The sequence below is a fragment of the Rathayibacter sp. VKM Ac-2762 genome, assembly GCF_009866585.1.
In the GTDB taxonomy this organism is placed as follows: domain Bacteria; phylum Actinomycetota; class Actinomycetes; order Actinomycetales; family Microbacteriaceae; genus Rathayibacter.
Genome location: NZ_CP047419.1, coordinates 649,982 through 667,828, shown reverse-complemented (window position 1 = coordinate 667,828; position 17,847 = coordinate 649,982). Strand labels below are relative to the sequence as shown.

The window sequence follows — 17,847 nt, the reverse complement described above, 5'->3', positions numbered from 1 at the left end:
ACTAGGGCCTTGACAGTCCTAGCCGGTCAGGACTCCTCGACGGCTCCGTAGTGCGAGGTCATGTAGTGGCGCAGCAGCGAGCGGCTCTCGTCGATGAAGCGCTGGTCGCCGTTGGGGTCGATGAGGAACGCGCGCGTGAGCAGCGCGTCCGCGACCTCGATGGTCACCTCGAGGCGGAAGGACAGCTGCGCGCCGCCCGGGAGGCCGTACTCGGACGCGAGGATCTCGGCGAAGCGGCGGGCGAAGAAGCCGGCCTCGAACGCCTCGCCCGCGACCTCGGGGGCGTGGATCGTGTCGACGAAGCGGATGGAGCGGAAGCCCGGCTCGTTGCGGTGCATCTCGCAGAAGGCGTCGATGGCGCAGTCGACCGCGCCCCACCAGTTGCCCGGGTGGGTGTCGCGGATCTCGGTGATGACGCGGCGGCGGAAGCGCTCGAGGGCCCGCTCGCGCAGCGCCTGGAGGACGGCGATGCGGTCCGGGAAGTAGCGGTAGACCGTGCCGATCGCGGCTCCCGCGCGCTCGGCGACCATCGCCGTGGTCAGGCGGTCGAAGCCGACCTCGTCGACGACGGCGGCCGCCGCGTCGAGCAGCGAGGCGAGACGGGCGGCGCTGCGCACCTGCACCGGCTCGTTGCGGACCTGGGACGATTCACCGAACGGTCGATCGACGAGGTTTCCAAGAGGCACGGCGGGCTCCTTCGGTCGTGGTTCCTACAATCGTACGCACGGCGACCGCCGGTCGGGGTCGTCTCATCGAAAGTCCCTCGTGTTTCGCGCCCCCGGAAGGGCGACGGCTCCGCGGGTCCGATCCACCCGGGAGAAACCATGTGCGGACGCTTCGTCCTCTCGCAGACCACCGCCGACCTGGTGGCGCTCTTCGACATCGACGAGCCGGGCGCCGACCTGCCGGAGCCGTCCTGGAACATCGCGCCGACCCAGCGGATCGCCGTCGTCGCGGAGTCGATGAAGGGGGTCGAGGAGGGCAGCCCGCCGCGGCGCCGGCTCGCCGGAGCCCGCTGGGGCCTGGTGCCCCGCTCCGCCGCCGACCCGTCCGCGGGGCCGCCGCTGTTCAACGCGCGGATCGAGTCCGTCGCCGAGAAGCCGTCGTTCCGCGAGTCCTACGCCTCCCGGCGCGCGATCGTGCCCGCCTCGGGCTGGTACGAGTGGCGGGTCGGCGCGGACGGGGCGAAGGCCCCCGTCTACGTCTCGCCGGGCGAGGGCTCGCTCCTCCTCTTCGCCGGTCTCTACGAGTGGTGGCGCTCGGCCCAGCCGGGCTCTCCGTGGCTGCTCTCGGCGACGGTCCTCACCCGCCCCTCCGCCGGACCGATCGCCGAGGTGCACGAGCGGATGCCCGTGCTGCTGCAGCCGGAGCTGATCGAGGACTGGCTGGACCCGGCGTCCCCCGGGGAAGGCGACCTGCTGCGCGCGGCCGCCGAGGGCGCGGCCGAGCTGGCCGAGGAGCTCGAGGTGCACGGCGTCGGCGCGGCCGTGGGCTCCGTCTCGGCGAACGGCCCCGAGCTGATCGAGCCCACCGGAGCCTGACGATCGCCTGAGAGCGCGATCCGCGGTCCGGCATCCGGTCTGACAGACTGGGCGGATGCCGCTGACGCCCGAGAGCAAGCCCCTGAGCGCAGGCAAGGCGGAGGTCATGCACCGCGCCGCCCGCCTCGAGGACCGACTCCACTCCTTCCGGATGAGGCGCGTGAAGCGCAAGGGCTACGTCCCGAGGGTCATCCCCTACACCGGCTACGGCTCGACGACGCAGCTGCGCGTCCTGGCCCGCGTCCTCTACACGCGACCGACCCCTCCCGGGGTCGAGGAGGTCCGCCCCGTCGAGGGCGTGCGCGGCTGGCGGAGCTTCACCAGCGTCTTCGTGAGCGGGGCCGTCGTGACCGTCGAGGCCGACGGGCAGACCCACCGGGTGACGGCCGACCGCGGCGGAGTCGTCGACGCGGACCTCCCGATCACGCTCGAGCCCGGCTGGCACACCATCACCTTCTCGACCGCGGGCTCGAAGCCCGTCGAGGCGCCCGTCTTCATCGTGCGTCCGGAGTCGCGGCTGGGCGTCGTGTCGGACGTGGACGACACAGTGATGGTCACCGCGCTCCCCCGCCCCTTCGTCGCCGCCTGGAACACCTTCGTGCTCGACGAGCACGCCCGGATGCCCACGCCCGGCATGGCGGTCTTCCTCGACCGCTTCGCCCGGCAGTACGAGGGCTCCCCGGTCATCTACCTCTCCACCGGCGCGTGGAACGTCGCCCCGGCGCTCACCCGCTTCCTCTCGCGGCACCTGTACCCGGCCGGAGCGCTCCTCCTGACCGACTGGGGCCCGACGCACGACCGCTGGTTCCGCAGCGGCAAGCAGCACAAGGAGATGAACCTCCGCCGACTCGCGGCCGAGTTCCCGGACGTGCGCTGGCTGCTGGTGGGCGACGACGGGCAGCACGACGAGGAGATCTACTCCGACTTCGCGGACGAGCACCCCGATAAGGTCGCGGCGATCGCGATCCGCCAGCTCTCCACCGGCGAGGCGGTGCTCGCGGGAGGCCGCTCCAAGGCCGAGGACCGCTCCCTGACCAGCGGCACGACCTGGGTCTTCGCGCCCGACGGCGCGGGCATCTCCGAGCAGCTGACGGAGCTCGGCATCCTCTGATCCCGCACCGGCTCCGGAACGACGGAGCCGTCCGCTCCCCGGGGGGAGGGACGGCTCCGGTCGATCGGCTCGGACTACGCCTGGTGGGCGGCCTGCAGGTCGAGGGTGATGGTGACCTTCTCGCCGATGAGCACGCCACCGGTCTCGAGGGCCGCGTTGTAGGTCAGACCGAAGTCGGTGCGGTCGATGGTGGCCTTGGCGGTGAGGCCGGCCTTGTAGTTGCCGTAGGGGTCGGTGCCGAAGCCGCCGAACTCCACCTCGAAGGTGACGGGCTTGGTGGTGCCCTTGATGGTGAGCTCGCCGTCGACGAGGAAGTCGTCGCCGTTCGGGCGGACAGCGGTCGAGACGAAGTGGATCTCCGGGTACTGCTCGGCCTCGAAGAAGTCGCCGGTGCGGAGGTGGCCGTCGCGGTTGGGCTCGTTGGTGTTGACGGAGGCGACCTCGGCGGTGGCCTCGACCTTGGAGTCGAGCGGGTTCTCGCCGGTGGTGAACGTGGCGGTGAAGCGCTCGAACTTGCCCTTGACCTTGCTGATCATCAGGTGGCGGACGCTGAACGCGACCTCGCTGTGGGTGGGGTCGATGACCCAGGTGCCGGCCTTGTAGCCGGGGATGGTGACGGTGTCGGTCATGGTTTTTCTCCTCGAGTGTGACGGTCGTCGCGGGGAGAGCGTCCCCGTCCGATGTATGCAAGCGCATCGACGTCGATCAGTATTCCATGTAGCGACAACTATTTCATCCACGTTCCGTCGAAGGATCGGCGGACACCGCGTGAACACGGAGCGCCGCACCCCGGACGGGGGTCGGAGACGCTCCCCGAGCAGTCGTCAGCGGTCGGCGGGAGCCGGGTTGCGGATGCCGAGGAGGGAGACGACGCCGCCGGCGATCAGGAGGGCGGAGGTCGCGACGGCGGCACGGGAGAAGCCCTCGACGTCGAGCGAGTCGCCGACCACGAGCGAGGTCGCGGCGATGGCGACCAGCCCCGCGATGCGCGAGACGGCGTTGTTCACGGCGGAGCCGACTCCGCTGTGCCCGTCCTCGACCGCGCCGAGGATCGTCGAGGTCAGCGGGGCGACCGTCACCGCGAGGCCGAAGCCGAAGAGGAGGATCCCCGGCAGCAGCTGCGTGGCGTAGTCGGCGCCCTCGTCGACGAAGGAGAGCAGGAGGAACCCGGCCGCGGCGATCAGCGGTCCGACGCCCATGAAGAGCCGCGGGCCGAACCGCGCCGACAGCGACCCGGAGACCTGCGAGAGCAGGAGCAGCAGGATCGTCGGCGGGAGCGTCGCGAGCCCGGCCAGGGTCGCCGAGAAGCCCAGGGTCTGCTGCAGGAACAGGCCCAGCGCGAAGAAGCCGAAGGAGAGCGCGCCGTAGACGAACGCCGTCGAGACGTTGCCGACGGTGAAGTTCCGCGACGCGAAGAGCGACAGCGGCAGCATCGGATGCGCCGCGCGCCGCTCCCACACGACGAACGCGACGAGGGCGGCGACTCCCCCGATCAGGGCGGTCAGCACGAGCGGATGCTGGACCCCGAGCCGCTCCTGCTCGATCAGCGCGAACACCGGCCCTCCCAGGCCGATCACCCCGAGCACCGCGCCGACGCCGTCGATCGGCACCCGGGTCCCCGAGTCGACCGCGCCGAGCCTGCGCAGCAGGACCAGCGTCACCGCGATCGGCAGCAGGTTGAGCGCGAAGACGTACCGCCACGAGCCCGCGTCCACCAGCAGGCCGCCGAGCACGGGCCCGGCGATCGTCGCCGTTCCGGTCCAGGCCGTCCACGCGCCGATGGTCCGGGCCTGCGCGGCGCCGTGGACGGTCGCGATGATGAGGGCGAGCGAGCTGGGCACGAGGATCGCGCCGGCGGCGCCCTGGAGCATCCGCGCCACGATGAGGACCTCGGCGGTGGGGGCCAGCGCGCACAGCAGCGAGGTGACGCCGAAGCCGATCAGGCCGATGGTCATGCTGCGGGCCCGGCCGATGCGGTCGGCGAGCGAGCCGGCCACGAGGATCAGCGCGCCGAGCGTGATCAGGTACCCGTCGACCACCCACTGCTGCACCGCGAGCCCGCCGCCGAGCTCGCGGGTGATCGCGGGCAGGGCGACGTTGACGACGGTACCGTCGAGGAAGGCGACGAAGGAGGCGAGGACGGCCACCACGAGCACCGCGCGGCGGCGCGTCTCGGCGGGGTCGGCGGAGGCGGTCATGCTCGGGCTCTGGTCACCCGCTCACCGTACCGGCGGCCGCCGCTCCCGGGGCCGGGAGGGCGGGCATCCGGGCCCCCGAGCGCGGCCGCACGACGGATCCAGGCTCGTCGCCTACTCTCGTAGCCATGTCTGCGCAAGGAACCGCCCGCGGCGGCGTGCTCGCCCGGGTCCTCGGGATCGTCGGAGCCAGCCTCGCCGGGGGCCTGCTGATCACGGTCGGGGTCACTCCCGCCCTCGCCGTCACCGGTCTCGCCGAGAACAACCCGATCGGGCTGTTCGAGACGGTGCCGGAGTACCTCGAGCTCGGCCAGCTGGCCCAGAAGACCGAGATCTACGCCAAGCGCACCGACGGCTCGGACGAGCTGCTCGCCTCCTTCTACGCGCAGAACCGCGAGGAGGTGGCCTTCGACCAGGTCAGCCAGTCCGTGAAGGACGCGGCGGTCTCGACCGAGGACCCGCGCTTCTACGACCACGGCGGCGTCGACCTGCAGGGCACGATCCGCGCGGTGCTCAGCAACATCGTCGGCGGTGACCTCCAGGGCGGATCCTCCATCACCCAGCAGTACGTCAAGAACGTCCTCGTGCAGAAGGCGGAGTCGCTGAGCGCGACCGACGAGGCCGCCTCGGAGGCCGCCTACGAGGAGGCGACCGCGACCACTCCGAGCCGCAAGCTCAAGGAGATGAAGCTCGCCGTCGACCTCGAGAAGAAGTACAGCAAGGACGACATCCTCCTCGGCTACCTCAACATCGCGGGCTTCGGCGGCCAGGTCTACGGCATCCAGGCGGCGGCCGAGTACTACTTCTCGACCAGCGCGGCCGACCTGAGCCTCGCGCAGGCCGCCAGCCTGATCGCCACGGTCAACAACCCCAACGGCCTCAGGATCGACCAGCCCGAGAACATCCCGGACAACAAGGTCCGCCGCGACTACGTCCTCGACCAGATGCTGCAGGAGGGGAAGATCTCGCAGGCCGACCACGACGCCGCCGTCGCCGAGGAGGTCGTCCCCGCGATCACGCAGACGCCCACCGGCTGCCAGACCGCCGGCAACGCGGCCTTCTTCTGCGACTACATCACCCGCGTCGTCCAGAACGACCCGGCGTTCGGCGACGACGCGGACACCCGCCTCGCGAACTTCCAGCGCGGCGGCTACAAGATCTACACGACGCTCGACCGCGACCTGCAGGACACCGCGGCCAACGCGACGAACAACGCCGTCCCCAAGGTCCCCACCCTCGACACCAACATCGGCAGCGCGACCGTCTCGATGGAGGTCGGCACCGGCCGGATCCTGGCGATGGTGCAGAACAAGGACTACGACGCGGCCGGCGCCGTGAACGGCGCGAACTTCTCCGCCGTCAACTTCAACACCGACACGGCCTACGGCGGCTCCGCCGGGTTCCAGGTCGGATCGACCTACAAGGTGTTCACGCTCGCGCAGTGGCTCGCGAGCGGACGCACCCTGAACGAGACGATCAACGGCCGCGAGCGCACCTTCTCGGGCTTCCCCGCCAGCTGCGCGCCGGGCGGCGAGCTCGACACCTCCTACGAGGTCAACAACGACGACAGCGAGAACGGCAGCTACAGCGTGCTGACCGGCACGATGCAGTCGATCAACACCGTCTACGTCTCGATGGCGCAGCAGCTCGACCTCTGCGCGATCCGCGACCGCGCGGTCGGCTTCGGAGTGAAGGCGGCCGACGGCGGCGAGGTCGACTACAAGCCGTCCGCCGTCCTCGGCTCGGACACGCTCATCTCGCCCCTCTCGATGGTCACCGCCTTCGCCGGCTTCGCCAACAACGGCACCGCCTGCTCCGCGATCGCCATCGACTCGATCACCGACGCGACCGGCGCGGCCGTCCAGCCGCCGACCTCCACCTGCAACCAGGCCCTCAGCCCCGAGCTGACGGCGGTCGCGAACTACGCCCTGCAGCGCGTCGTCACCGGCGGCACGGCCGCCCAGTCCGACCCGGACGACGGCATCGAGCACATCGGCAAGACGGGCACCACCGACAACGCGGAGTCGACCTGGATGGACGGCGCGAGCTCGCGCGTCGCGACCGTGGTCTGGGTGGGCAACATCGACGGCCACACCTCGATGCGCGAGGTCCGCTTCCCGAACTCGGAGCTCGAGAGCCGCCCGTACGCCTCCAACATCCGCCACTACATCTGGAACTCGGTGATGACCCGCGCCGACCAGAAGTACGGCGGGGACGACTTCGAGGAGCCCAGCAGCGCCCTGCTGAACGGCCGCCAGATCGCCGTGCCGACCGTCTCCGGCCGCTCGGTCGACGACGCCACGGAGGCGCTGGAGGACCTCGGCTTCGACGTCGAGGAGGGGGCGACCATCGACTCGTCGCTCCCGGCCGGCGTGGTGGCGGGCACCGACCCGGCCGCGGGCACGACCGTCGCGCGCTACTCCGACATCGCCCTGCTCATCAGCAACGGCTCGCAGGTCCCGGCTCCCGCCACCCAGGCACCGGCTCCGGCTCCGACCGGCACGGGAGTCCCCGCGACCGAGACTCCCCCGGCGACGCCCACGGCGACCCCGACAGCGACAGCCACGGCGACTCCGACGGCGGAGGTCGAGGAGTGAGCTTCGACGCGGACTTCCTCGGCGTCCCCGCGGGTGCGCCGCGCCTGAGGGTCGAGCGCCCGGTGCGGCTCCTGCCGTACACGCACTTCGAGGTGCTGCTGGATCCGGAGCGGCGCCTGGCCGTCTCGACGGCCGTGAACATCGACGGAGCGCGCCTGGTCGAGCTCGGCCGCGGCGACGACTGGCACCTCGACGACCGCATCCCCGCCTCCGAGCAGACCGGGCCGGAGGTGTACGCCCGCAACGACCTCGACCGCGGGCACCTCGTCCGCCGCCGCGACCCCGTCTGGGGCGACCGCGACGAGGCCGCCGCGGCCAACCGCGACAGCTTCTGCTACACGAACGCCGCGCCCCAGGCGAGCGGCTTCAACCAGTCGCAGGAGCTGTGGCTCGGGCTCGAGACGCTGGTGCTCGAGTACGCGCAGACCTGGCGCACGCGCCTGAGCGTCTTCACCGGGCCCGTGCTCGCGGACGACGACCCGGTCTACCGCGGTACGGGCATCCCCCGCCGCTTCTGGAAGATCGCGGCGTGGAGCCCGGACGGATCGACGCTCGCGACGAGCGCGTACCTGCTCGACCAGAGCGAGCTCGTGGAGCGCGTGCGCGAGGGCCTGGTGCCGCTCGGCGGCTTCAGGACGTTCCAGCTGCCGGTCGCCGCGATCGGCGAGCTGACCGGTCTCGACGTGGATCTCCTCGCCGGGGCCGACGTGCTCGGCTCGGCAGGACTCCGGCCGGAGCCGTGGCGCGAGATCGTCGAGCCGTCCGACGTGGCGAGCGGCCTCCTCCCCCGCTGAGGCTCCGCCGGGGGCAGGATGGGCGGATGAGCACCCCCGTCCTGGTCGAGATCACCTCCGGCGCCGTCGTCCTCCGCGACCCGGAGGGTCCGCTCGTCCGCGTCGACGAGGCGGGCTACCTCCGCGGCGACGGGGTCTTCGAGACCGTCGCGGTCCTCGACGGACGTCCCCGTGCGCTCGGCGAGCACCTCGAGAGGCTGGCCGGATCGGCCCGGGCCGTCGGGCTGACGATCCCGGAGGCGCCCCTCTGGTCCCGAGCGGTCGACCTCGCCGTGGCGGAGCACGATCGGGTCGACGACCTGACGGTCCGCTTCATCGCCGCCCACGGGTCGGGCGACTCCGCCCGGTGCACCGTGCGCGCGGCTCCGACTCCCGACTCGAGCGCTCTCCGGGAGACGGGCGCGGCCGTCGTCGTGCTGGACCGCGGGTACGCGAGCGGTCCGCTCGCGCCGTGGCTGCTCCCGGGCGTCAAGACCACCTCGGGCGCCGTCACCCGGGCGGCGCTGCGCGAGGCGGCGTCCCGGGGCGCGGACGACGTGGTCTGGCGCACGAGCGACGGGCTTCTCCTCGAGGGGGCGACGTCGAGCCTGGTGCTCCTCGGCGACGGGGTGCTCGCGACGCCGCTCTCGGGCAGCGTGCTCGCCGGCACGACGGTCGAGCGGGTCCTCGCGCTGGGCGAGCGCCGCGGGCTCGCGTCGTCGCGCCGCGAGCTGCCGGTCACGGCGCTCACCGGTGCGGATGCGGCGTGGCTGGTGTCGAGCACCCGGCGGGCGATCCCCGTCCGCTCGGTCGACGGCGCACCGCTCGCGATCGACGCGGGCCTGACGGCGGCGTTCGAGGCGGGGCTGCTCGCCGGCTGATCGCGTCCGCGGCTCGGACTCCCTACGCGTCAGGCCGCTGCGGCCAGCGCGCGGGAGGTGTGCGGGCCGACGCCGGCCTCCTCCGCGTCTCCGAGATCGGCGAGCGTGTCGACGTCCAGCCTCAGCGTCGACGAGCCTGGCAGCACGACGACGGCGCAGCCCGCGTCGCGGTGCCGGGCCAGAGAGCCCGGGCCGAACGCCGGAGCGACGAGGGCTCCGGCCGCCAGCAGGAGCGCCGTGGTGCCGCTCCCCTCGCGGTCCGGGACGACGGCCGGGAGCGACCGCGTCGCGAGCGCCTCGGAGAGGTCCGACGGCAGCAGGGCGGGCAGGTCCCCGGTCAGCACGATCACCGGGGCGCCCGGCCGGCGGTGGAGGGCGGCCTCGGCTCCCCCGGACACGGCGGCGTCGAGGGTCCCCGGGTCGGGCACCACCACCAGCTGCGGGTGCTCCGCCCGTGCGCGGTCGGCCGCACCGGCGTCGGAGGTGACCAGGAGAAGGCTCGCCACCGGCTCCGCGGCGGCCACGGCGGCGAGCGTGTCCAGGAGGAACGCCTCGGCCAGCGCCGCGCGGCCCGGCACGTCGAGGCGCGTCTTCGAGCCGCCGCGGCCCTTGAACACGACGACCGCGCTCCAGCCGGTCACGCGCGCTCCTCGCGCGAGGCTGCTCCGGCCGCGAAGCCCTCGGCGAAGGCCTCGTCGGCGCCGAGGCGGAACATGTCGTCGGGGCCCGTGCGGGTCAGCGTGCGGGCACCCGGGCTCTCGACCCCCGTCACCAGGCGGGCGAGCCCGCGGACGACGGCGACGGGGCGTCCGCTCGCCTTGCCCTTCACCAGGTCGCCGAGCGCGGCGATCTCGTCCGCCACGGCCGGCATGGTCACTCCGAGCGTGCGCCCCAGGGCGTCGACCCCGCCGCGGAGGTCGTCGATCACGAGGACGCCCGCGGCTCCGATGGCCGCGTCGGTCTGTCCGACCCGCCACGCGCGGCCCAGGGTGTCGCTGACGAGCACACCCACCTCCACGCCGAGCCGCTCCCGGAGACCCGCGCAGAGGGCCCGCGCCGAGACGTCCGGGTCGACGGGGAGGAGGAGGACCGTCCCCTCCGCGACGTTGCTGGCGTCGACTCCGGCCGCCGCCTGCACGATCCCGAGGCGGTTCTCCACGATGCGGGTGACGCCGGACCCGTGCGCCCGGGTGGCGACGACGCGGACGGTCTCGGCCGTGATCGCGTCCTCGCGGTCGGTCGCGGCGACGACGCGCCCCTCCGCCTTCGAGACGATCTTGCTCGTGACCACGAGGATGTCGCCGTCCGCGGGCCGGTCCTCCTCGGCGGCGGCGGCGACGGCCGCGAGGATCAGCTCGAGCAGGTCGTCACCGGGAGTCACCTCCGGGATGCCGTCGAGGGCCCAGGCCTGCACGCGCGTCTCGCTCACCGGTCCATTCTCCCGGCTGCCGCGGGCGCACGGGTCCACGGCCCGAGATCGCCCGGGCAGGCGATCGGCGGCGCCTCAGCCGGCGGCGAGGTACGCGGCGACCGCGGGCGGCACGTAGGGGGCGACGTCGCCGCCGAGGGAGGAGACCTGCCGCACCAGCGAGCTCGACACGTGGGCGTGCGCGGGGTCGGGCAGCAGGAACACCGTCTCGACGTGCGCGAGGTTGCGGTTCACGATCGCCATGGGGGTCTCGTACGCCACGTCGACCTGCGAGCGGATGCCCTTCACCAGGATGCTCGCGCCGACGTCGGTGCAGTAGTCGACGAGCAGGCCCATGCTCCACGAGGCGACGACGATCCGCCCCTCGACCCCCGCCTCCGCGATCGACTGCTCGATGAGCGAGACGCGCTGGGCGATCGGCAGCAGCGCCGTCTTGGCGGGGTTGTGCACCACCACGACGTGCAGCTCGTCGACCAGGCGCGCGGCCCGCTCGATCACGTCGAGATGACCGAGGGTCACGGGGTCGAAGGAGCCGGGGACGACGGCGATGCGGGCCATGCCGACAGAGTAGCGGGCGGGCACCGCCTAGCTCTTGGCGAGGAACTCCCGGTCGCGGTCCTGCACGCGGCGCTCGAGCGCGGCACGGAGCCGGTCGTGCGCGGCGAGCGACGGGTCCTCCGCGAGGAGCCGTTCGGCCAGCGCCCGCGCCTCCACGATCACGTCGGCGTCCTGCACCACCCGCAGCAGGCGGAGCGACGAGCGCCCGCCGGACTGCGAGTCGCCCAGCACGTCGCCCTCGCGGCGCAGCTCGAGGTCGACCTCGGCGAGCGCGAAGCCGTCGAGCGTCGCGGCGACCGCCTCCACCCGCTCGCGCGCGACCGTCCCCGCCTCCGCCGCCGTCACGAACAGGCACACCCCCGCGACGCCGCCGCGCCCGATGCGCCCGCGGAGCTGGTGCAGCTGCGAGACCCCGAACCGCTCCGCGTCGAGCACGACCATCATCGAGGCGTTCGGCACGTCCACGCCGACCTCGATGACCGTCGTCGACACCAGGACGTCGATCTCCCCCGCGGCGAAGGAGCGCATCACGGCGTCCTTCTCCTCCGTCGTCATCCGCCCGTGCAGCGCGGCCGACCGCCGCTTCCCGAGCAGCGGATGCGCGCGCACGCCCTCCAGCGTGGCCGCGACGGTCGTGAGCGGCGCGGCGGCGTCCTCCTCGGGCGGCTGCGCGCCCTCGGCGGGCTCCCCCGGCTCGATCGCCGGGCAGACGAGGTAGACCTGGTGGCCCGAGCGGATCTCCTCCTCGGCGCGCTCCCACGCCCGCGCGATCCACGCGGGGTGGTCGGCGAGCGGGACCACGTGGCTCGTGATGCCGGGGCGCCCGGCGGGCAGCTCGCGGATGGTCGAGGTGTCGAGATCGCCGAAGACCGTCATGGCGACGGTCCGCGGGATGGGCGTGGCCGTCAGCACCAGCACGTGCGGCGGGGTGGCGCCCTTCCGGCGCAGGGCGTCCCGCTGGTCCACGCCGAAGCGGTGCTGCTCGTCGATCACGACGAGGCCCAGGTCGTAGAAGGAGACCGCGTCGCCGAGGAGGGCGTGCGTGCCGACGACGATCTTCGCCGTGCCCGAGACGATCCGGAGGAGGGCCGCGCGGCGCTGCGCCGCCCCCAGCCCGCCGGTGAGGAGGGTCGGCACCAGCTCGGCCGCGAGCTCCGGGCCGAGGGTCCTCGCGATCGAGCGGAGGTGCTGCCCCGCGAGCACCTCGGTGGGAGCGAGCAGCGCCGCCTGCCCGCCGCTCTCGGCCGTGGCGAGCATCGCCCGGAGCGCGACGAGGGTCTTGCCGGAGCCGACCTCGCCCTGCACAAGCCGGGTCATCGGGCTCTCGGCGGCCAGGTCGGCGGCGATCTCGTGCCCCACCGCGGTCTGGTCGCCGGTGAGGGCGAAGGGCAGCGCGGCGTCGAAGCGCTCGAGCAGCCCGCCGGGGCCGGGCACGCGGGCGGTCGCGGGGCTGCTGCGCGCCGAGGCCCGGCGCTCGAGCAGGGCGAGCTGCAGGAGGAACGCCTCGTGGAAGCGCAGCGTCTCTCGCGCCTGCGCCTCCTCGCCCTCCCGCTGCGGGCGGTGGATCAGCTCCAGCGCCTCGCCGAGGCCCAGCAGCGAGCGGCCGGCGCGCACCTGCTCGGGCATCGGGTCGGGCACGTCGCGCAAGCCGTCCAGCAGCACGCCGATCGCGGCCTGGAGCTGCCAGCTCGAGATCGCGCTGGTCGCCGGGTAGATCGGGATCGGCCGCTCGGCCCAGTCCTTCGCGAGCTCACCGCCTCCCGTCTCCGTCGCGGCGGCCTCCTCGTCGTCGAACAGGCGGTAGTCGGGATGCGTGAGCTGCGGGGTGTCGCGGAACATCGAGACCGTGCCCGCGAAGATCCCGCGCACGCCGCGGTGGAGCTTCGCCGCGCGCCAGGGCTGTCCGAAGAACGTCAGCGAGAGCGTGCCCGAGCCGTCCGAGATGACGACCTCGAGCAGGGTGCCGCGCCGGTTGCGCATCGGCCGCTCGCGCACCTCGCGCACCTCCGCCACGATCGTCACGCTCTCTCCCACGGGGAGACGCGAGAGCGCCGTCAGCTCGCCCCGCTTCGCGTAGCGGCGCGGGTAGTGGCCCAGGAGCTCGCCGACCGTGCGGTACCCGAAGGCCTTCTCGACCGCGGTCGCCGTGCGCGGCCCGATCAGCGGCGCGAGCGAGGCGTCGAGGGGGTCCGGGATCACCTAGCGATCATAGGTCGGACCTCGGACGCGCGAGCCGGGCGACCGGGTCCAGCGCCGAGCGGGGCACGACCGACGCGAGCACCCGACGACCGGCACTCGCGGAGCCGCGGAGCGCGGCGGCCACGGTGGTCGCGTCGTCCCACGCCTCCGACTCGCTCGCGGACGGCGAGTAGCGCCGGCGCTCGACGCGCTCCCGGAGCCCCTGCAGACGTGCCGCCGCTCCGGGGTCGAGGGCGGGAGCCATGCGGGCCTCCTGCGCGCGCGGAGACTCCGTGTCCTCCACGGGGACGCCCAGGTCGCGGGCGGTCGCCAGCAGCTCGGCCCACGCGGCCTCGACGGAGCCGGAGCGCGCGGACCGGCGCCGCAGCGCGCGCTGGACGGCGCGCATCAGCCAGGGGACGAGCACGAGCAGCAGGAGCAGCACCCAGAGCGTGGCCGCGGGAGCCGCCGTGGTGCTCGAGGCGCCGACGGCACCGGGGGTCGGCGTCGCCGACGCGGCCGTCGGAGTGGGTGTCGCGGCGGGAGCGCTGGTCGCACCGGGCGCGGTGGTCGCGGTCGAGCCCGGGGCGGTGGGGCCCGAGGACGCCGTCGCGCTCGGCAGGGTGTACGAGGCCGGAGCGCCGCGGCTGGGCGTCGGCTCGAAGGGCAGCCAGCCGACCCCCTCGAAGTACAGCTCGGGCCAGGCGTGCAGGTCGGAGGAGAGGACGCGGTAGGTGGTCAGGTCGCTGCCGCCGGAGGGCACGACGGAGCCGGGCTGGTAGCCGATGGCGAGCCGCGACGGGATCCCGAGCTCGCGCGCCATCACCGCCATCGCCGAGGCGAAGTGGACGCAGTAGCCCTCCTTCGTCGTCAGGAACGCCGCGAGCACGCCGACTCCGTCGCCGTCGTAGCCCTCCTCCGCGGGGGTGTCCTCGGAGTAGCGGAACTCGGACGAGCGGAAGTACGTCTGCAGCGCGCGCGCCCGGTCGTAGGCGGTCGGAGCCTCGGCCGTGACCTCCTCGGCGGTGGTGCGGACGATCTCGGGCACGTCGTCGGGGAGCGAGAGGTACCGGTCGACGCCGGACGGCGCGGGAGCGGCGAGCAGCTGCTGCGGGTCGGGCTCGAGCCGCAGCGCCTGCACCTGGTAGTCGTCTCCGGAGCGGGTCGTCGCGTCGCCGCGGATGGAGCCGTCCTGCACGTCCTGGAGCCAGCCGTCGCCGACGCCCGTCAGCGACGAGACCGGATACGGCACGGGGAGCCACTGGCTCCGCAGCGTCTCCACCGAGACGTCGACCTCCTCCGCCTCGCGCGGCACGCTCTCGGAGAGCCCCTCGGGCGCGATCGGCGCGTCGATCGGAGCGGTCTGCTCCGTGTCGCTCGGCGCCCAGTCGTCACCGTCGAAGTCCGAGACGGTCAGCACGCGGAGGTAGACGGGCAGGTCGGAGTCGGTGGCGTAGCGCAGCACGGTCACGGGGTTCGGGCGGCGCAGGTCCGCGCCGAGAGCGACCACCGGGTCGATCGCGCCGTTGAAGAGGCTGCCGGAGACGCCCGAGGGGGCGGTGGTGCGCGCGTAGCCTGCCGCCGACCCGGCGACGACTCCCGCGCCCAGGACGACGACGGTCACGGCCGCGAAGGCGGGCAGCACGGCCGAGGCCGCGCTCGGGCCGCTCGGGCGGCGGGGGGCGGCCGTGGCGGCGAGCACGCCCGCGTAGGCGAGCGCAGTGACGACGAGGCTCGCCCAGGACACCTCGGAGGGGTCCACGATCGCCGGCACCGCGAGCAGCGCCGCGGGGAACAGACCGGCCAGGGCGGGGAGGCGGACGGAGAAGGCGAACAGGTCGGCCGCCCAGGCGAGCACGACCACCCCGCCGATCAGGAGGAACGAGATGCCGTCGTCGGCGACCGCCGGGAGCCCCTGCTGCGCGATGGACTGGAAGCCGCCCTGCGCGAGCGCCTCCGCCTGCGCGACGGCGCCGGGCGTGGGGATCACGAACAGCAGGGCCCGGCCGGGCACGAACATCGCGGTCAGCACGCCGACCATCGTCAGCGTGCCGAGGATCGGCGGGACGACGGGGTGCACGCGCAGAGCCCGGGCGGCGGCCGGGACGCCGAGCACCACGGCGACCGCGCTCGCGAGGAGCACCAGCCAGTCGACGCCGACGAGGAGCCGGCCGATCCCGGCGGCGGCGGCAGTGATCGCGAGGAAGAGCAGACCGCTCAGAGGAGCCGACCCGGCGCGCGGATCGCTCTCGACGCGGCGGCTCACGCCACCACCCGCAGAGCGAGAGCCTGCGCCCACGCCTCCTCGACGGAGGCGCTCGGGTCGACGGACACCGCGTACCAGCCGAGCGAGGCGAGAGCCGCCTCCTCCTCGGCGGTGCCGGCGACGACGAAGGCGATCGCGGGACGCGACTGCGCGGCCAGGGAGCCGAGGGCGTCGAGGTCCGACTCGAGGAGTCGGGTGAGCACGGCGAAGACCGGTCGCACTCCCCCGGTGTCGCGCATGTCGGCCGAGATCCGGGTCACCGCGTCGACCGAGTCGCGCGAGGGCGCCAGCTCGGCCAGGCGCAGCAGCACGTCGTGGGCCACCTCGCGCTCGTCCTCCGAGTGCTCCGGCTCGCCGTCCGCACCCGTCTCGACGAGGTGGGTCTCGAAGCCGCGGTCGAGCAGGTGCACGGCGAGGGAGGCCGTCATCGACACCGCCCATTCGAGCCGATCGTCGCCGCGCCGCTCCAGCACGCGCTCGGCCCGGGTCTCGAGGAGGATCCACGCGTGCGGATCGGTGTTCTGCTCGTCCTGGCGGACCATGAGCTCGCCGGAGCGGGCGCTCGCCCGCCAGTGCACCCGGCGCATGGCGTCCCCCGGGCGGTAGTCGCGCGGGATCACGTCGTCCGTGCCGGCGCCGGCCGTCGCGTGCGCGACCGGGCTCGATCCGCCTGCTCCGTGCGCGTCCAGGACGTCGCTCTGGAGGGGCACGACCCGCGGAGTCACGACGAACGGCTGCGCAGCCCCCACGACGCTCTCGCGGAGCGCGAGCCCGAGGCCGTCGCCGCGCACCAGGCGCAGCGGGCCGATGCGGTGGATCCCGCGCCGCTCGGCGGGCAGACGGTAGCGGGCGCGCACGCGGCCGCCCGAAGGGACGCCCGGCAGCCCGAAGACGCCCTCGGCGACCGGGCGGCCGACGACGACCCCGCGCTCCACGCGCTCGAGCCGGTCGTGGGCGCGGGCCCCGCTCCGGACGGCGCGGCCGCGGTTCTCGAGCAGCACGTCGACCTCCACCACGTCGCCGGCCGCGACGGTCTGGGGAGCGAAGCGGCGCTGCACCCGGAACGACGCCGGCGCCAGGAGCAGGGAGACGAGCGCGCCCAGGGGCAGGCCCAGCAGCACCAGGCCGACGAACAGCAGCTCGCGGAACTCCGACAGCGGCGCGATCACCACTCCCGCGACGCCCAGCAGAACGAGCGCCCAGCCGCGCAGCGTCAGCGCGACCCCGCGGAGCGCGGGCAGACCGCCGAGACGGGACGACGGCGTCTCGGCGGGGCGGGCCTCAGTCGCCACGGTTGCCGAAGGGGACGGGGGTGGCCGCGACGATGCGCTGCACGATCTCTGTGACGGAGTGCGAGGATCCGGCGCCGGAGCGGCCGGGGAGGCGGGTGGCGGGCAGGAGGCGGTGGCCGAGCACGGGGACGGCGAGCGCGTCCACGTCGTCCGGCACCACGAAGTCGCGGTCGCTGAGGGCGGCGAGCGCCTTCGCGGCGGCGATCAGCTGGAGCGTGGCGCGCGGGCTCCCCCCGAGCCGCAGCTCGGGGTCGACCCGCGTGGCCTGCATGATCGCCACCACGTACTCCTGCACGGGCGGTGCGACGTACACGGAGCGCACGTAGGCCATCATCCGCTCGAGCTCGGCGAGGCCCACGACGGGCCGCAGCTCCTCGAGCGGGCTGGCCGAGTCGCGGGTGCGGATCATCTCGAGCTCGGCGCGCTCATCGGGGTAGCCGAGCGAGAGGCGGGCCATGAAGCGGTCGCGCTGGGCCTCCGGCAGCGAGTAGGTGCCCTCCATCTCGACCGGGTTCTGCGTCGCGATCACGGCGAAGGGGCGCGGGAGGAGGTGGGTGGTGCCGTCGACCGAGACCTGGCGCTCCTCCATGCACTCCAGCAGCGCCGACTGCGTCTTGGGCGAGGCCCGGTTGATCTCGTCGCCGATCAGGATGTTCGCGAAGACCGGGCCCGGCTTGAACTCGAAGTCGCGGGTCGCCTGGTTGTAGACCGAGACCCCCGTGACGTCGGAGGGGAGCAGGTCGGGCGTGAACTGGATGCGCGCGACGCTGCCGCCGACCGAGGCCGCCAGCGACTTCGCCAGGACCGTCTTGCCGGTGCCGGGGACATCCTCCATCAGGAGGTGCCCACCGGCGAGGAACACCGTCAGCGCCATCGAGACCTCGGCCGACTTGCCGTCGATCACGCGGGTGAGGTTCCCGAGGACGGCGCCGCAGTGCGCCGTGAACTCCTCGCGGGTCAGGGGCGTCTCGGGTGCCGCTCGGCGGCCGACAGCGGAGCGGGTGTCTTCGAGCGACGTCATAGCTA

General features: G+C 73.7%; 15 protein-coding genes. 5 read left to right on the top strand and 10 right to left on the bottom strand.

Features of this window, described 5'->3' with window-relative positions; genetic code table 11:
- Positions 1-26: 26 nt before the first annotated feature.
- Positions 27-686 carry a TetR family transcriptional regulator gene (locus GTU71_RS03185; RefSeq protein ID WP_104223107.1) on the bottom strand — a complete coding sequence of 220 codons (660 nt, stop codon included), beginning with the start codon at positions 684-686 and terminating at the stop codon, positions 27-29.
- A gap of 138 nt (positions 687-824) precedes the next feature.
- On the opposite strand from GTU71_RS03185, the gene GTU71_RS03180 reads away from it, so the two are divergent.
- A complete protein-coding gene (locus GTU71_RS03180) occupies positions 825-1,541 on the top strand; it encodes an SOS response-associated peptidase (RefSeq protein ID WP_159939299.1) in 717 nt (238 codons plus the stop codon).
- A gap of 55 nt (positions 1,542-1,596) precedes the next feature.
- Positions 1,597-2,652 carry a phosphatase domain-containing protein gene (locus GTU71_RS03175; protein ID WP_244230626.1) on the top strand — a complete coding sequence of 352 codons (1,056 nt, stop codon included), beginning with the start codon at positions 1,597-1,599 and terminating at the stop codon, positions 2,650-2,652.
- Positions 2,653-2,726: 74 nt separating this feature from the next.
- On the opposite strand, the gene GTU71_RS03170 is transcribed toward GTU71_RS03175, so the two are convergent.
- Both GTU71_RS03170 and GTU71_RS03165 read right to left on the bottom strand, forming a co-directional pair.
- Positions 2,727-3,281 carry a YceI family protein gene (locus tag GTU71_RS03170; RefSeq protein ID WP_104237910.1) on the bottom strand — a complete coding sequence of 185 codons (555 nt, stop codon included), beginning with the start codon at positions 3,279-3,281 and terminating at the stop codon, positions 2,727-2,729.
- A gap of 195 nt (positions 3,282-3,476) precedes the next feature.
- Complete coding sequence (locus GTU71_RS03165) at positions 3,477-4,850, bottom strand: DHA2 family efflux MFS transporter permease subunit (RefSeq protein WP_159939298.1); 1,374 nt, start codon at positions 4,848-4,850, stop codon at positions 3,477-3,479.
- Between the two features lie 125 nt (positions 4,851-4,975).
- Here GTU71_RS03165 and GTU71_RS03160 point away from each other — a divergent pair, with 125 nt between their 5' ends.
- From GTU71_RS03160 to GTU71_RS03150, 3 genes are read left to right on the top strand one after another with little or no spacing between them, the layout of a single operon-like run.
- A complete protein-coding gene (locus GTU71_RS03160) occupies positions 4,976-7,444 on the top strand; it encodes a transglycosylase domain-containing protein (RefSeq protein WP_159939297.1) in 2,469 nt (822 codons plus the stop codon).
- Complete coding sequence (locus GTU71_RS03155; protein ID WP_244230625.1) at positions 7,441-8,238, top strand: DNA/RNA non-specific endonuclease; 798 nt, start codon at positions 7,441-7,443, stop codon at positions 8,236-8,238. The genes GTU71_RS03160 and GTU71_RS03155 overlap by 4 nt, the downstream gene beginning before the upstream one ends.
- A gap of 26 nt (positions 8,239-8,264) precedes the next feature.
- Positions 8,265-9,098: an aminotransferase class IV gene (locus GTU71_RS03150; protein WP_159939296.1), complete on the top strand. Its 834-nt coding sequence runs from the start codon at positions 8,265-8,267 to the stop codon at positions 9,096-9,098.
- A gap of 29 nt (positions 9,099-9,127) precedes the next feature.
- Here the strand turns inward: GTU71_RS03150 and cofC are convergent, their stop codons facing one another.
- From cofC to GTU71_RS03115, 7 genes are all read right to left on the bottom strand, one after another.
- A complete protein-coding gene (gene cofC, locus GTU71_RS03145; RefSeq protein WP_104225626.1) occupies positions 9,128-9,739 on the bottom strand; it encodes a 2-phospho-L-lactate guanylyltransferase in 612 nt (203 codons plus the stop codon).
- The gene (cofE, locus tag GTU71_RS03140) at positions 9,736-10,527 is read right to left on the bottom strand and encodes a coenzyme F420-0:L-glutamate ligase (RefSeq protein WP_244230624.1); all 792 of its coding nucleotides are present in this window, start codon (positions 10,525-10,527) and stop codon (positions 9,736-9,738) included. The genes cofC and cofE overlap by 4 nt, the downstream gene beginning before the upstream one ends.
- A gap of 75 nt (positions 10,528-10,602) precedes the next feature.
- On the bottom strand, positions 10,603-11,085 hold the full coding sequence (gene coaD, locus GTU71_RS03135; protein WP_104223138.1) for a pantetheine-phosphate adenylyltransferase: 483 nt from the start codon (positions 11,083-11,085) through the stop codon (positions 10,603-10,605).
- 27 nt (positions 11,086-11,112) lie between these two features.
- Positions 11,113-13,281 (bottom strand): ATP-dependent DNA helicase RecG, encoded by a 2,169-nt coding sequence (locus GTU71_RS03130; RefSeq protein WP_104268532.1) that lies wholly within the window; start codon positions 13,279-13,281, stop codon positions 11,113-11,115.
- A gap of 10 nt (positions 13,282-13,291) precedes the next feature.
- On the bottom strand, positions 13,292-15,529 hold the full coding sequence (locus GTU71_RS03125) for a DUF3488 and transglutaminase-like domain-containing protein (protein ID WP_159939295.1): 2,238 nt from the start codon (positions 15,527-15,529) through the stop codon (positions 13,292-13,294).
- Positions 15,526-16,821, bottom strand: coding sequence for a DUF58 domain-containing protein (locus tag GTU71_RS03120; RefSeq protein WP_159939294.1), 1,296 nt, complete (start codon positions 16,819-16,821; stop codon positions 15,526-15,528). Before GTU71_RS03120 ends, GTU71_RS03125 begins: the two co-directional genes overlap by 4 nt.
- Complete coding sequence (locus tag GTU71_RS03115; protein ID WP_104225624.1) at positions 16,811-17,842, bottom strand: MoxR family ATPase; 1,032 nt, start codon at positions 17,840-17,842, stop codon at positions 16,811-16,813. Before GTU71_RS03115 ends, GTU71_RS03120 begins: the two co-directional genes overlap by 11 nt.
- Positions 17,843-17,847: the final 5 nt, after the last annotated feature.

What these genes read in the sequence shown, in the direction of transcription:
- GTU71_RS03115 (WP_104225624.1), bottom strand. Translation starts at nt 17,842, where the DNA reads ATGACGTCGCTCGAAGACACCCGCTCCGCTGTCGGCCGCCGAGCGGCA.
- GTU71_RS03165 (WP_159939298.1), bottom strand. Translation starts at nt 4,850, where the DNA reads ATGACCGCCTCCGCCGACCCCGCCGAGACGCGCCGCCGCGCGGTGCTC.
- GTU71_RS03175 (WP_244230626.1), top strand. Translation starts at nt 1,597, where the DNA reads ATGCCGCTGACGCCCGAGAGCAAGCCCCTGAGCGCAGGCAAGGCGGAG.
- GTU71_RS03150 (WP_159939296.1), top strand. Translation starts at nt 8,265, where the DNA reads ATGAGCACCCCCGTCCTGGTCGAGATCACCTCCGGCGCCGTCGTCCTC.
- GTU71_RS03180 (WP_159939299.1), top strand. Translation starts at nt 825, where the DNA reads ATGTGCGGACGCTTCGTCCTCTCGCAGACCACCGCCGACCTGGTGGCG.
- coaD (WP_104223138.1), bottom strand. Translation starts at nt 11,085, where the DNA reads ATGGCCCGCATCGCCGTCGTCCCCGGCTCCTTCGACCCCGTGACCCTC.
- GTU71_RS03160 (WP_159939297.1), top strand. Translation starts at nt 4,976, where the DNA reads ATGTCTGCGCAAGGAACCGCCCGCGGCGGCGTGCTCGCCCGGGTCCTC.
- GTU71_RS03170 (WP_104237910.1), bottom strand. Translation starts at nt 3,281, where the DNA reads ATGACCGACACCGTCACCATCCCCGGCTACAAGGCCGGCACCTGGGTC.